General features: G+C 60.5%; 16 protein-coding genes. 6 read left to right on the top strand and 10 right to left on the bottom strand.

The features are described from left to right. Positions 1-14: 14 nt before the first annotated feature. From L901_RS08435 to L901_RS08445, 3 genes are all read right to left on the bottom strand, one after another. Positions 15-944, bottom strand: coding sequence for a prephenate/arogenate dehydrogenase family protein (locus L901_RS08435; RefSeq protein ID WP_059755513.1), 930 nt, complete (start codon positions 942-944; stop codon positions 15-17). Beyond that, entirely contained in the window at positions 944-2,050 is a 1,107-nt protein-coding gene (hisC, locus tag L901_RS08440) for a histidinol-phosphate transaminase (RefSeq protein WP_059755516.1), read from the bottom strand. The genes L901_RS08435 and hisC overlap by 1 nt, the downstream gene beginning before the upstream one ends. Positions 2,051-2,134: 84 nt before the next feature. After that, entirely contained in the window at positions 2,135-2,896 is a 762-nt protein-coding gene (locus tag L901_RS08445) for a class I SAM-dependent methyltransferase (RefSeq protein WP_003523306.1), read from the bottom strand. A gap of 106 nt (positions 2,897-3,002) precedes the next feature. Here L901_RS08445 and gloB point away from each other — a divergent pair, with 106 nt between their 5' ends. Beyond that, a complete protein-coding gene (gene gloB / locus L901_RS08450; protein ID WP_003523305.1) occupies positions 3,003-3,773 on the top strand; it encodes a hydroxyacylglutathione hydrolase in 771 nt (256 codons plus the stop codon). Then, entirely contained in the window at positions 3,773-4,213 is a 441-nt protein-coding gene (locus L901_RS08455) for a cupin domain-containing protein (protein WP_059755519.1), read from the top strand. The genes gloB and L901_RS08455 overlap by 1 nt, the downstream gene beginning before the upstream one ends. Positions 4,214-4,218: 5 nt before the next feature. Here L901_RS08455 and L901_RS08460 read toward each other — a convergent pair whose 3' ends face one another. Next, a complete protein-coding gene (locus L901_RS08460) occupies positions 4,219-4,992 on the bottom strand; it encodes a DUF3108 domain-containing protein (protein WP_059755520.1) in 774 nt (257 codons plus the stop codon). Positions 4,993-5,244: 252 nt separating this feature from the next. On the opposite strand from L901_RS08460, the gene rpmB reads away from it, so the two are divergent. The 3 genes from rpmB (at position 5,245) to L901_RS08475 (ending at position 6,771) form a co-directional block, all read left to right on the top strand. Further along, positions 5,245-5,535 (top strand): 50S ribosomal protein L28, encoded by a 291-nt coding sequence (gene rpmB, locus L901_RS08465; RefSeq protein ID WP_003509888.1) that lies wholly within the window; start codon positions 5,245-5,247, stop codon positions 5,533-5,535. Between the two features lie 162 nt (positions 5,536-5,697). Then, positions 5,698-6,342 (top strand): queuosine precursor transporter, encoded by a 645-nt coding sequence (locus L901_RS08470; RefSeq protein WP_059755523.1) that lies wholly within the window; start codon positions 5,698-5,700, stop codon positions 6,340-6,342. 90 nt (positions 6,343-6,432) lie between these two features. Continuing rightward, positions 6,433-6,771: a pentapeptide repeat-containing protein gene (locus L901_RS08475; protein WP_026364030.1), complete on the top strand. Its 339-nt coding sequence runs from the start codon at positions 6,433-6,435 to the stop codon at positions 6,769-6,771. A 2-nt stretch (positions 6,772-6,773) separates the two neighbouring features. Here the strand turns inward: L901_RS08475 and L901_RS08480 are convergent, their stop codons facing one another. From L901_RS08480 to L901_RS08495, 4 genes are all read right to left on the bottom strand, one after another. Continuing rightward, complete coding sequence (locus tag L901_RS08480; RefSeq protein ID WP_059755525.1) at positions 6,774-7,751, bottom strand: esterase-like activity of phytase family protein; 978 nt, start codon at positions 7,749-7,751, stop codon at positions 6,774-6,776. A 37-nt stretch (positions 7,752-7,788) separates the two neighbouring features. Continuing rightward, positions 7,789-9,693, bottom strand: coding sequence for a cobaltochelatase subunit CobT (gene cobT, locus L901_RS08485; RefSeq protein WP_059755528.1), 1,905 nt, complete (start codon positions 9,691-9,693; stop codon positions 7,789-7,791). Positions 9,694-9,800: 107 nt separating this feature from the next. Further along, positions 9,801-10,790 carry a cobaltochelatase subunit CobS gene (gene cobS, locus L901_RS08490; RefSeq protein ID WP_004445672.1) on the bottom strand — a complete coding sequence of 330 codons (990 nt, stop codon included), beginning with the start codon at positions 10,788-10,790 and terminating at the stop codon, positions 9,801-9,803. 68 nt (positions 10,791-10,858) lie between these two features. Continuing rightward, a complete protein-coding gene (locus L901_RS08495; protein WP_059755848.1) occupies positions 10,859-11,494 on the bottom strand; it encodes a J domain-containing protein in 636 nt (211 codons plus the stop codon). Between the two features lie 114 nt (positions 11,495-11,608). Between L901_RS08495 and L901_RS08500 the strand changes: the two genes are divergently transcribed. Then, positions 11,609-11,890, top strand: a complete 282-nt coding sequence (locus L901_RS08500; RefSeq protein WP_059755531.1) for a BolA family transcriptional regulator — start codon at positions 11,609-11,611, stop codon at positions 11,888-11,890. Positions 11,891-12,114: 224 nt separating this feature from the next. Here L901_RS08500 and aroB read toward each other — a convergent pair whose 3' ends face one another. Beyond that, the gene (gene aroB, locus L901_RS08505; RefSeq protein ID WP_059755533.1) at positions 12,115-13,248 is read right to left on the bottom strand and encodes a 3-dehydroquinate synthase; all 1,134 of its coding nucleotides are present in this window, start codon (positions 13,246-13,248) and stop codon (positions 12,115-12,117) included. Positions 13,249-13,253: 5 nt separating this feature from the next. Next, positions 13,254-13,835 carry a shikimate kinase gene (locus L901_RS08510; protein ID WP_035262338.1) on the bottom strand — a complete coding sequence of 194 codons (582 nt, stop codon included), beginning with the start codon at positions 13,833-13,835 and terminating at the stop codon, positions 13,254-13,256. Positions 13,836-14,016 lie beyond the last annotated feature (181 nt).

A 14,016-nucleotide genomic window follows, 5' to 3' on the forward strand; every position in this document is an offset into this window, starting at 1 on the left:
AAGCTAAATGCGATTTACTTCTTCTGGTCCAGCGCGTGACGGCCGAAGTCCGGTGCGTCGACATCCTGGCCCGCCTGCACGATAGAGCGGCGAATGGCGCGGGTGCGGGAAAACAGTTCGAACAGCTTGTCGCCCTCTCCCCAGCGGATCGCCCTTTGCAGGGACGCCAAATCTTCGGAAAACCGCGCCAGCATCTCAAGAATCGCATCCTTGTTATGCAGGCAGACATCGCGCCACATGGTGGGGTCGGAGGCGGCGAGACGGGTGAAATCGCGGAAACCGGAGGCGGAATATTTGATGACTTCCGATTCGGTCACCGTCTCCAGATCGTCCGCCGTGCCGACGATATTGTAAGCGATGATGTGCGGCAGATGCGACACGATCGCCAAGACCTTGTCGTGGTGTTCGGCATCCATCTCATCGACGCGGGAGCCGAGCGCCCGCCAGAAATCCTTCAGCCTTTCCAGAGCCTCGGCATCCGTGCCCGGCAGCGGCGTGAAGATGCACCAGCGGTCGCGGAAGAGACCGGCAAAACCGGCATCCGGGCCGGATTTTTCAGTACCCGCCAGCGGATGGCCGGGAATGAAATGCACATTGTCAGGCATATGCGGCGCCATCTGCGCGATGACGGAAGCCTTGGTGGAGCCGACATCGGTAACGATGGCGCCCGGCTTCAGATGCGGGGCGATCTGCTGCGCCACACTTTCTGACGCTCCGACCGGCACCGAGACGATGACGAGATCGGCATCCCTTACCGCCTCCGCCGCCGAAACGGTGTAATCCGTGCCAAGCGCCAGTTCTTCCGCCCGTTTCAGCGTGTCTTCGCTGCGGGTGGAAATGGTCACATGGCGGGCAAGCCCCAGTTCCCTGACATCGCGGGCAATCGACGAGCCGATCAGGCCGATGCCGATCAGCGCGATGCGTTCAAACATGATCTCAGCCATCACGCCTGCCCCATGAACTCGGTGAGGGCCGCGATGACGCCGAGATTGGCCTCTTCCGAACCGACCGTCATTCTCAGCGCATTCGGGAAACCGTAACCACGTACCGCACGCAGAATGTAACCGCGGCGACTCAGGAACTCGTCCGCATCCGTCGCACGCTTGCCGTCCTGATCCGGGAAATGGATGAGGATGAAGTTGGTGACCGAAGGCGTGACGGTGAGGCCAAGGCCGGTAAAGGTCGTGACCAGCTTTTCCATCCACAGCGCGTTATGCGCCACGGCCTTCTCTACGAAGGCCTGATCGCGGATTGCCGCAGCACCCGCCGCGATAGCCGGCGCGCTCATGTTGAACGGGCCGCGCACACGGTTCAGCGCATCGATGACAGCGGCAGGGCCATACATCCAGCCGACGCGCAGGGCGGCCAAGCCGTATACCTTGGAGAAGGTGCGGGTCATCACCACGTTGCGGTTGCCGGAGACCAGCTCGAGACCGGCCTCGTAATCATTCTTGCGAACATATTCTGCGTAAGCCGCATCCAGCACCAGCACGACATGTTTCGGCAGGCCGGCCTGCAGGCGGCGGATTTCCGCCACGGGAACATAGGTGCCGGTGGGATTGCCCGGATTGGCGACAAAAACCATCTTGGTCTTCGGCGTCACGGCGGCGAGGATCGCATCCACATCCACCGCACAATCCTTTTCCTTCACCGTCACCGGGGTCGCGCCCGCACCCATGATCTGGATCTTGTAAACGAGGAAACCGTGTTCGGTAATGATCGCCTCATCGCCCGCGCCGAGATAGACGTGGCAAAGCAGGCCGAGAAGCTCGTCCGAACCGTTGCCGCACATGATGTTCGCGATGTTGAGACCGTGCACGTCGGCAATCGCCTGACGCAGCGCGATCGCCTGACCGTCCGGATAGATTTCCAGATGGCTGGCAGCCGTGCCGAAAGCCTCTATCGCCTTCGGGCTCGGCCCAAGCGGCGTTTCGTTGGAGGAGAGCTTATAAACCTTCGCGACGCCGTCCACATGTTCCTTGCCCGGAACATAAGCGGCGATATCCAGAATACCCGGACGCGGAACAGGTTGGCTAAGCTCTGCACTCATTTGATCGACCTTTGGAAAAGCGCCGGAGAACCCGGCAAAAGCAATGCCGGAGGCATTAGACCGGAATGGTCGCTTTGTCGAGGGTCAGCGCGGCTTTCCTTGGCTTGCGGCAGTGCGGGTGGTGGGCACCCCCTGCGGGGCCAGCACGGGCACAAAAACGCGGCGCGAGGCGCGCTGGGTGACGGGCAATCCCTGATAGAGACGCTTCTGGGCTTCCACCACGATGACGCCGGAAAAAAGCGGCCACAGCCGGCGGCCGGTATGTTCGAGATAGCGGCGGAATTTCAGTATCGGCCGGCTGGTGGTGGGCGGGAAGAACAGCGCCTCGGCGGTAGCGCCCGGCGTAAAATTGGTTTCGCGCAAAAGCGCCGTCAGCTGTCCGCGTGAATAGGGCCTTCCGGAACCGAAGGGCGTATGTTCCATGCGCGCCCAGACGCCGCGCCGGTTCGGCACCACGATCACCAGACGACCGCCGGGCGCCAGCACCCGCCACAGTTCCTTCAGGCTTTCACGCGGATTTTCGGCAAATTCCAGCGCGTGCACCATCAAGACCCGGTCTATCGACGCATCGGGTAGCGGCAGTTCTTCATCGAAGACCAGCGCCGTTGAGGAAAGCTCGCCCGCCGGCCAGTTCACCGCCCCCTGCCCCGCCGGCATGAAGGCGAAGGTGCGCTCCGTATCGCGGCGGAACCGCTCCAGAAACGGCACAGCGTAACCGAGGCCGACCAGCCGCTCTTCCGGCAAAGGCGGCCACAGCGTCGAAAGCGCCATGGTGATCGCCTGCTCGGCCGAGCGGCCAAGCGGAGAATGATAGAATTCGCGCAGATCGACGATATCGGTATTCATGGGCGAGAATGTAGCATCAGGCGGTTGGACTTCAAGGCATCTGCCCTTACATAGAAGGTCAGGCGGGCGAATGCGCCGGTTTTGGCCGGCAAATGGAGAGGATAAGATGAAACCTTTGGAAATAGACGTCTTTCTTTGCCGCAGCGACAATTTCGGGGTTCTCCTGCACGATCCCGAAAGCGGCGCGACAGCCACCATAGACGCACCGGAAGAAGGACCTATCCTGCAGGCGCTCGACGGCCACGGCTGGAAGCTCACCCACATCTTCACCACGCACCACCATCAGGACCATGTGGAAGCCAATCTGGCGCTGAAAGACAAGTTCCGCTGCGAAATTCACGGCCCCTACGACGAAGCGGTTGCGATCCCCGGTCTCGACCGTTCGCAGGCAGATGGCGACGAATTCGAATTCGCCGGCCGCCGCGTACAGGTTATCGCTACCCCCGGCCATACGGCTGGACATATCTGTTATTATCTGCCCGATGACGGGCTGCTGTTTGCCGCCGATACGCTGTTTGCCATGGGCTGCGGCCGCCTGTTCGAACGTCCGGCGGCGGATATGTGGCATTCCTTCCAGAAACTCATGGCGCTGCCGGATGAGACCAAGGTTTATTTCGGCCATGAATATACGCTGACGAATGCCCGTTTCGCCCTCACCGTCGACCCGGAGAACGCTGTGCTGAGCGAGCGCGCGGCCCACATCGAGAAGGCGCGGCAGGCGAATGAATTCACCATTCCCACCACCATCGGGCTCGAAAAACAGACCAATCCCTATATGCGGGTGGCCGATGCCGGTATTCGCAAATATCTTGGCCTTGAAAGCGCCACCGATGCCGATGTTTTCGCGGAAATCCGCACACGCAAGGACAATTTCTGATGGGAACGGAAATATCGACGCAGGCGATCATTCGCGAACTGGGGCTGGAGCCGCATCCCGAGGGCGGTTTTTACCATCAGACGTTCCGCGACAGGGCAGGCGGTGAGCGCGGTCATTCGACGGCGATCTATTATCTTCTGGAAAAGGGCGACCGCTCGCACTGGCACCGGGTCACCGATGCGGTGGAGGTCTGGCACTATTATGCCGGCGCACCGATCGCATTGCATCTTTCGCAGGACGGCCGGGAAGTGCAGACCTTCACGCTCGGCCCCGCCATTCTTGAAGGCGAGCGCCCGCAGGTCATCGTTCCCGCCAATTGCTGGCAATCGGCCGAAAGCCTCGGCGACTTCACGCTCGTCGGCTGCACCGTCTCGCCGGGCTTTGCCTTTTCGAGCTTCGTTATGGCCGAACCCGGCTGGTCGCCGGGTGATGCGCCGTAATCGCCTCAGCCGCCGTATTTCGTGGCGGTGATGTAGACCTGCCCCACCCGGGTCGGAATGATGGCATAGACGGGCGCATAGACATCCATGTTGTTCGACTTGGCGAACCAGATCTCCATGGAGATGGATTTCAGATATTCGATATCCTTGCGCCCCTGCCTGTAACCCGACTTCGGCACATACCGCGCCTTGCAGACGATGGCGTCGCCATTAAAACCGTTGGTCTTGAACGGCTTGGTGCCGCTGGAGCTCAAAACCAGATCGAGCCGCGATTCGCCGTCGTAGATCGGCAGGCGAGTGGGGCAGATGCGCCCGCCCGCGGGAATGATGAGGCCGGAAATCGGATCGAGAACCGAGCGCAGGTCGCGGTCCTTCACATCCACCCAGTTGTCCGGCCGGGCTTTCGGCTCAGGCTTCACCGTCGTCGATGTGACGTTGCCGTTGCGATAGACAACGTCATAGGTGCGCACCCGCTTGCCGTCCTTGTAGACCAGCGAATATTCGTTGGCCTGCAGCCGATGGCCGCGCTTGGCGCCGGAAACGGTCGTCTTGCCGGAAATATCCTTGAGGATGCTGGCAAGGCCGGCGGCGCTGAAGGAACCGGAAATCGAATAATTCGGTCCATCCATGCGAGTCGAGAAACTTGCCCTGGCAATCGGCAAAATGCCGAGATTGATGCTGTATTCGCTTGTGTGGCGCGCTTCGGCGGCGAGCGAGGGGGAGACGCCCGCTAACGCTATTGTCGCGGCCACGAAAATGCTTTTTCCTCTGGCAATCATTTCGATATCACCTTAAAAGAGGCGCGGAAGCGGCCTTATCGGGCGATCATATACGCTGACTTGTGGCAATAAAAAAGCGGATGCCGGTTGAAAACGCCGGAATTTCCTTTCATTTGATCGCGAGCGGCTTGACTGTTAAGTCTCGTCTGACTATAGAACCGCAACTTTCCAATCATGGCCAGTTGGATTGCCACCCCGGTTTTGCCGGTGGCGAGCCAGTGGTGAAACAGACGAAACGAAATAGGTGTACCCATGTCCCGTGTATGCGAATTGACCGGCAAGGGCGTCCAGACGGGCAACAACGTCAGCCACGCCAACAACAAGACCAAGCGCCGGTTCCTTCCGAACCTCTGCCAGGTCACGTTGATCTCCGATGCTCTCGGCCAGCGTTTCCGCCTGCGTGTTTCCGCAGCCGCTCTGCGCTCCGTTGAACACCGTGGCGGCCTCGATGCCTTCCTTCTGAAGTCCGGCGAAAACGAACTGAGCATGCGCGCTCGTCTCCTCCGCCGCCAGATCGCCAAGAAGACGGCCGAAGCTGCTTAATAGCGGTTTCGACATCATCTGAATTCAGAAGGCTTGAATGGCTTTGCCGCTCAAGCCTTTTGTTTGTTCCAGATTTTAGTTGCATCGGGTTTTGCGAAAACCGTTTGAGACGTTTTCCTCCGATGCTTGGCTCCAACTGGTGGCATCACCCAGGATAAAAAAATGCCCTATCTGCGCTATACGCTCATCTATGTTCTGCTGATGACGCTCGTCGTCGTCGCTTCCAATATTCTGGTGCAATACCCGCTTTCCGGCTCGTTGTTCGGCGTCAATCTCGGCGACCTTCTGACCTGGGGCGCCTTCACCTATCCGATCGCCTTCCTCGTCACGGACCTGACCAACCGCCAGTTCGGCCCCTCCATCGCGCGCCGCGTCGTGCTTGCCGGCTTCGTCGTCGGGGTCACGCTGTCCTTCTGGACATCCATTCCGCGCATCGCGGTCGCTTCCGGCACCGCCTATCTGATCGGCCAGCTGCTGGATATTTCCGTTTTCAACCGCCTGCGCCGCCAGCGCTGGTGGCACGCGCCGCTTGCCGGCTCCATGCTGGGATCGGTGCTGGATACCGCACTGTTCTTCTCCATCGCCTTTGCCGCAAGCTTCTCCTTCGTCGGCCCCAACGATGCCTTCGCCATCGAAAACGCTCCCATTCTCGGTGTCTTCGCCGTGGAAGCGCCCCGTTGGATTTCCTGGGCGCTGGGTGATCTCTCGGTGAAGGTTCTCGTCGGCCTCATCATGTTGTTGCCTTACGGCGCTCTGATGAACACGCTGAAGCCGATGCCGGGCGCCGTCAAAACGGGCCGCGTTTGAGGCCAGGCAAGCGCGGATCAAATCGCGCTTGCAAGCCAGCCGCCAGCATTGCAGTCTGTCGTCCGTGGCACAGCGCGGAGGCAGGTCGACATGCAGATAAAGGACGTTATAGACATCGTGGAGGCCGCCAGCGCCACGCTTTCAGGCTCAACCTTCAACGACGTCAATCTATCCGGCACGGTCTTCGACAATGTCAATCTTTCCGGGGCGAGCTTCAACAATATCAATTTGTCAGGCGCGTCGTTCACGGATAACAACATGTCCGGCTGGTCGATCGATGACGTCAATTTTTCCGGTCTGAAACTCAGCAACTCCAACCTGTCCGGTGCGCAGATAACGTCATGCCGGATGACCGGCATGAAGATCGACGGCATTCCCGTCGAGGACCTGATGGCAGCCTACAAGGCGGCACAGCAGCAGCAGGCCTGATTTTATTCCACCAGCTTGAATTCCAGCATCAGGTTGCGCTGGAGGAACGAGTGATTGTCATCGGAAACGATGATGAGGCGCGTCGAGCCGTCCGGCCCCTTTACCACATCCATGCCTTCCATATTGTCGATCTGGTAGGCCATGCCGGCTTCCATGAGAATTTCGCCATCCACCACAGCACCCGGCCGGATATCGGCCCCACGGATGCGACGGATGCGCATGCCCACGCCTTCGGCGAAATTGAAGCGGCGCTCAAGAAGCAGCAGGTCGCCATTGGGCAGGAATGCGCCGTCCGTCACGTCGAATGACGGATGATGCGTAACGGCGAATGTGCCCTTGCGCGGACCTTCCAGTATGGCGGCGAGAAGATTGCCGTCCGTGTCGATACTTTTTTCAGCCACCACGACCAGAGCGCCGGCGAGCGGCGAATCGGCGGGCGATACCGCGAGAGCCTCCAGGCCGCCATTATGGCGCAACTCGTTGCTGGGGATGAGATATGGTAGGCGGTCTAGCGGCTTTGCGGTGGCGAAGCCCGGATCGGGATAGATATCGATCCTGTGGCGCTGCTCGTAACTGACGAAAACCTTGCCGTCGCGCAGCGCCAGCCCTTCCGCATCCATCTCCATCTTGCGCGGCGGTTCGCGCCCGCTCATGTCCAGCATGGGGGTGATGCGGACATCGGCAAGCCAGGACAAAGCACCGCGAGCGTCACGCAAGACCCTGCCGGTCAGCCAATGGCCGGTATCCAGCACCGCAACGAAATCCTCCCCATTGGGGCGGAAACGGATGGAGGATATCGCCCCGAACAGCTTTTCCGGCGCGCTCATCACCATGCCGCCGATAAATTCCAGCTTGCCGAAACGTTTTTCGCTGGTGCCGACTTCGAAAGAGGAGAGCAAACGCACGCTCACCGGCACATCGATGGTGGAAGCGCCGATGGAAACCGGACACAACGATGCGGCCGCCAGAATGGCGGCCATCGCAAGCGTTTTGCAGGCGGAAGAAGCCCGGCCCCGCTTATCCCGCACGGCGAACCCTGCGGGACGAACCGGAAGCGCCGCTCGTATCCTCGAAGAGCGCCGCAAGCTGCTCGGTCATCGCGCCGGCCAGCTCGTCCGCATCTACGATGGTCACGGCGCGGCGATAATAGCGCGTCACGTCGTGGCCGATACCGATTGCCAGCAGTTCCACCGGCGAGCGCGTTTCGATCTGCTCGATCACGGCGCGCAGGTGCCGCTCCAGATAATTGCCCGGATTGACCGACAGGGTCGAATCGTCCACCGGCGCACCATCCGAGATCATCATCATGATCTTGCGCTGCTCGGGGCGGCCGATCAGGCGGTTATGCGCCCACATCAGCGCTTCGCCGTCGATGTTTTCTTTCAGCAGGCCCTCGCGCATCATCAGGCCGAGATTGCGCCGTGCGCGTCGCCACGGAGCGTCCGCCGACTTGTAGATGATGTGGCGCAGATCGTTGAGACGGCCCGGCGATGGCGGCTTGCCATTGGCAAGCCACTGTTCGCGCGATTGCCCGCCCTTCCAGGCTTTGGTGGTGAAGCCCAGAATTTCCACCTTCACGCCCGAGCGCTCCAGCGTGCGCGCCAGAATATCGGCGCAGGTGGCAGCCACGGTAATGGGACGGCCGCGCATCGAGCCGGAATTGTCGATGACGAGGGAAACCACAGTATCGCGGAACTTGGTGTCGCGCTCCTTCTTGAAGGAAAGCGGCTGCATCGGATCGATAATGAGCCTGACGAGCCGGGCCGGATCGAGATAGCCCTCTTCCAGATCGAAATCCCAGGAACGGTTCTGCTGCGCCATCAGACGGCGCTGAAGCCGGTTCGCTAAGCGCCCGACGGCGCCCTGGAGGTGAGCGAGCTGCTTGTCGAGGAAAGCGCGCAGACGGTCAAGCTCGGCCTCGTCGCACAGTTCCTCGGCGTGAATTTCCTCGTCGAATTCCTGGGTGAAGATGCGGTAATCGACCTTCTCGTTGAAATCGTCGAAGGGGCTGTTGGGACGGCGGGTTTCGCCGGGCGTTTCGGAATCCTCGTCGAGATCGTCGGACATTTCCTCGTCCGACATCTCGGCGCCGTCCATCTCGCCTTCTTCCATCTCCTCCTGCGAGGCCTCGTTTTCATCGGCAGGCGTTGCGTCCGAACCGGCCTCTTCCTCGACCTGTTCTTCTTCGGTCTCGTTGGTGCGCGGCTGGTCCTCGTTGGATTCCGCTTCCTGGCTTTCCGGCTCGTTATCCTCGTCGCCGAAATCTTCCGCCATCTGCATGGAGGTCAGCATCTTGCGCACCAGCCGCGAAAACGCCTTCTGATCGGTGATGACGCTGGAGAGATCCTTGAGGTCGCCGGCCGCCTTGTCCTCGATGAAATCGCGCCACAGATCGACAACCTTGCCGGCGCTTTCCGGCGGCTTCTCACCCGTCAGCTTCTCGCGCACCAAAAGCGCAACGGCTTCGGCAAGCGGCGCATCGTCCTTGTTGTTGATGCCGGCGAAATTGGCCTTGGCGTATTTTTCCGTGTTCATGGCATGGATGTTGGAAGCCATGCCCGGCATGCGCAGCGCGCCGATGGATTCCACGCGCGCCTGTTCGACAGCATCGAAGATCAGCCGCGCTTCGGCGCCCTGCGGCGACATCACAGCGTGGGTATCGGCATCATGGCAGGCAAGACGCAGCGCCATGGAATCACCGAGACCACGGGTAATCGCAATTTCCTGCGCAGTCGGCTTCTTGGAAATTTCCGGCAGGCGCATGCGCTCACCGGCAAGACCCGGCCGTTCATTGGCGAAAACGACCTCGACTTCGGCGTCGCCAGCGACGGATCGCACACATCCGGCAATCGCCTGACGCAACGGCTCCGTATCAACCGCCGTACCCGGTTTTGCTCTGGAATTGTCGCCGCGCGCTGCCATTGTCTTTCCTGTCATTTGTCGGCGCCTGCGGCACGCGATCGGAAGATCGCGCGCCCCACCGGCGTCTTCAAGTCATCGGTGATCTTCCCCGGACAAGCCGGGGACTATCAGGCGCTGAGAACGATGTTCGCAGCGCTTTCCTTCAGCTCGACGCCGAAAGCCCGCTGATATTGCTCAGCCACCAGCGTGCGCTCCAGCTCGTCACACTTGTTGAGGAAGGTTACGCGGAAGGCAAAGGCGAGATCGCCGAAGATTTCCGCATTTTCCGCCCAGGTGATGACGGTACGCGGGCTCATGACCGTGGAAAGATCGCCATTGATGAAAGCCGAACGGGTGAGATCGGCCACGCGTACCATCTTGGAGACGGTTTCACGGCCCTTCGGATTGTCGAAGCTCTTCACCTTGGCGGCGATGATGTTCACTTCCTGCTCATGCGGCAGGTAGTTGAGCGTGGTGACGATGGACCAGCGGTCCATCTGCGCCTGGTTGATCTGCTGCGTGCCGTGGTAAAGGCCGGTCGTATCGCCAAGGCCGATGGTGTTGGCGGTTGCGAAAATGCGGAAAGCCGGGTGAGGACGGATGACGCGGCTCTGGTCGAGCAGGGTCAGGCGGCCGGAGGATTCCAGCACGCGCTGGATGACGAACATCACGTCCGGGCGGCCGGCATCATATTCGTCGAAAACGAGCGCCACATTGTGCTGGTAGGCCCAGGGCAGAATGCCGTCCTTGAATTCGGTGACCTGTTTGCCGTCTTTCAGAACGATGGCGTCCTTGCCGACGAGGTCGATACGGCTGACATGGCTGTCGAGGTTGACGCGCACGCAGGGCCAGTTCAGGCGGGCGGCCACCTGCTCGATATGGGTGGATTTACCCGTGCCGTGGAAACCGGAGACCATGACACGTCGGTTGTGAGCAAAACCGGCAAGGATCGCAAGCGTCGTGTCGCGATCGAAAAGATAGTCGGGATCGAGGTCAGGCACATAGGCGTCGCCCTGGGAATAGGCGGGAACCCGCAGATCCGTATCAATGCCGAAAACCTCCCGCACGGACACCGTCGTGTCGGGCAGGTTGGAAATATCAAGGTCGATTTTGCTCATCACGTCTCCAAGGCGGGCGGCAGCCACCCGGCCACATCATCAATCAGGCGGTAAACACATAAGTTGGCTTAGCAGAAACCTGACTGCTTTAACAATTGATATGCTTGAACAACAGCCCGAAAACGCTCTTCCGAACCACGATCGCCACCATTAGCATCAGGATGGTGCTTTTTGACAAGCTCCTTGTAGCGCCTTTTTATGTCTTCCTGCTTTGCGGTGGAAGAAAGACCGAGCGTATCGAAGGCTTTTGCCTCCAGCGTCTTCAATTTTCGGTCCTGCTGCATGCGGGTGCCGCCTGCCCTTGCGCCGCCCGCAAAACCGCCGGCGAAGCCGAAAGGATCGCGGATACGGGCGTTGCCGCTCGCCGTGCCGGAACGCAGCGTGGAATGCAGCGGACTGTCGCGCGCCGTCTTGTTGACGCCCACCGTCCAGGTCGGGCGATGGCCGGTGATCGCTTCCTTCTGGTAACGGGCGATCTCGCTGTCGGACAGGCCGGAAAAATAATTATAGCCCTTGTTGTATTCCTTCACGTGCTCAAAACAGAACAGGAAGAATTGCCCCTCGGCATTGCGGCCGACGGGTGCCCGGTGAATACCCGGCTTGTCGCATCCGTCCCACTGGCAGGTCGGGGCCTGAACCTCAGGTTCCCTCTCCCTTTTCCGGCGCGTGCGGATGCGATCGAAATATTTCGAATCCAGTTTCATGATGCCCTGATTATGGGGTGCGAAAAGCCGCACAACAAGAATTGACAAAGCGGAATGTTGCTGGCTTTTAGGTAGCCCCCTTCAAGACCAGCCAACGAGAATGGAGCCCGTCGCATGTCCCTGCGAGAACGCATAGAAACGAAGCTTCGGGAAAGCTTTTCACCGGAGCGCCTGAGGGTCGTCGATGAAAGCCTGATGCATGCCGGCCACCAGCCGGATATGACCGGCACGGGCGAGACGCATATGCGTGTTCAGATAGTGTCGGAAAGCTTTTCCGGCAAGTCTCGCGTCGAGCGCCACCGGGCGATCAACACGCTTTTGAAGCCGGAACTCGATGCCGGCCTGCATGCGCTGGCGATAGAGGCGGCAGCGCCGGGGGAAGCGGTGCGGTTTTAAACCTCGAGCAAGCCCCCTCATCCGGCCCTGCGGGCCACCTTCTCCCCGGCGGGGAGAAGAAACCGGACGGCAGCCCCGTGCTCAAAGCTCTGACCTCAATCTAAGCTGAACCAACGCTGTCTCGTATGGCATTGCCATCACGGCTTGTTCTTCTCCCCGCCGGGGAGAAGTGCCGGAGCGAAGCGAGGCGATGAGGGGGCGCCCTCACCGTATCGCTCAACATCTCACCCCGGATGCTTTTCCGACAGGAAGGACTGCACCTCGGACGCCGCAACATCATCGGCCACGAAGGACTGGCCGATGCCGTGGGTGAGGATGAAGGTGAGCTTGCCGCCCTTGACCTTCTTGTCCTGCGCAATTGCCGTCATCAGCGTTTCGACCGGCGGCAACTCGCCGGGAATATCCTTCATCGTCGTCGGCAGACCGACGGCCTTCAGATGCGCCTCGACGCGGGCGGCATCGTCCGGGCTTGCGAGGTTGAGGCGGGCGGAGAACTGGTGCGCCAGCACCATGCCGATGGCGACACCTTCGCCATGCACCAGCCGCTTGCTATCGTAATTGGTCGCCGCCTCCAGCGCATGGCCGAATGTATGGCCGAGATTAAGGAGGGCACGCACGCCGTTTTCCTTCTCGTCGGCCACCACCACATCGGCTTTCGCCTGGCAGCTCGTTGCAATCGCCTGAATGCGGGCGGGTCCGCCGGTGCGGATTTCATCCCAGTTCTTTTCCAGCCAGAAGAAGAAGTCCGGCTTGTCGATCAGCCCGTACTTCACCACTTCGGCATAACCGGCGCGGAATTCACGCGGGCTCAGCGTATCCAGCACGGCCGTATCCGCCAGCACCAGATCGGGCTGGTGGAATACGCCGATGAGGTTCTTGCCATGGCGGCTATTGATGCCGGTCTTGCCGCCGACGGAGGAATCGACCTGCGCCAGAAGCGAGGTCGGTATCTGCACGAAGCGCACGCCACGGCGCACGATGCCCGCTGCGAAACCGGCGAGATCGCCGATCACGCCGCCGCCAAGCGCGATCACCGCATCGTTGCGCTCCACCCTTGCTGCCAGAACCGCATCGCAGACGGTGACCAGATGCTCGAAGCTCTTGGTCTTTTCGCCGGCCGGCAGGGTCAGCGAGACGGCCTCGATGCCATCGGTCTGCAGGCCGTCCATCAGGCCTTCGAGGTAGAGCGGGGCGACATGTTCATCGGTGATGATCGCCGCGCGCCGGCCCTTCAGCCGCGCCGAAATCTCGCCGCCCGCCCGGCCGATCAGGCCCGGCCCGATCAGAATGTCATAGGCGCGCTCGCCGAGCGGCACATGGACGAGACGTTCATCGGCGTGGATTTCGGAAGGCGTCATGGGGATCAGTCTTTCTGTTCGATGCCGGCTATGGCGGCCAGCACTTCTGTCACGATGATTTCCTTGCGGACATCGCGGGATTCGATGGTCAGATCCGCTTCCGCATAGATCGGATAGCGCTTCTCCATCAGGGCCGCCAGCGTAGCCTTGGGGTTTTCGGTCTTGAGAAGCGGGCGGTGGTCGCGCTTGTTGACCCTTTCCCACAACACCTCGAGATCGGCCTTCAGCCACAATGAAATACCGCCGCGCGTGATGTGCCGGCGGGTATTGTCGTTGATGAAGGCGCCGCCGCCGGTGGAGATGACCTTGGGGCCGCCGCGCAGCAGCCGCTTGATGACCCGCGTTTCCAACGCCCGGAATTCCTCCTCGCCATAGGTGGCGAAAAGTTCGGATATCGTCATGCGCGAAACGCGCTCGATTTCGACATCCGTATCGATGAACGGCACCCTGAGCTGCTGGGCGACCATGCGGCCTACCGCCGACTTTCCAGCCCCCATCAGCCCGACGAAGACGATGTTGCGCCGTCCGAGCTTTGCCCGCGCTTGCTCCCCGAGTGTGGCCGGGACGGATAAATTCGTTTCATTCATAGATTTGAAAGCCCGTTTGGCATGGATATCTGCAAATGTTTACGAAGCGTCAAGCCAAATTGCTGACTGAATTGCGGTGAATCACAATCATCGCCGCATGCGGCATGGAGCGGAGCGGGCATTTTGATCTTGTCGCCGCTTTCGCCGCACCGCATATACGTTTCGACCGCCACCTTCACGG

It is taken from the genome of Agrobacterium sp. D14, assembly GCF_001526505.1.
Classification (GTDB): Bacteria; Pseudomonadota; Alphaproteobacteria; order Rhizobiales; family Rhizobiaceae; genus Agrobacterium; species Agrobacterium leguminum.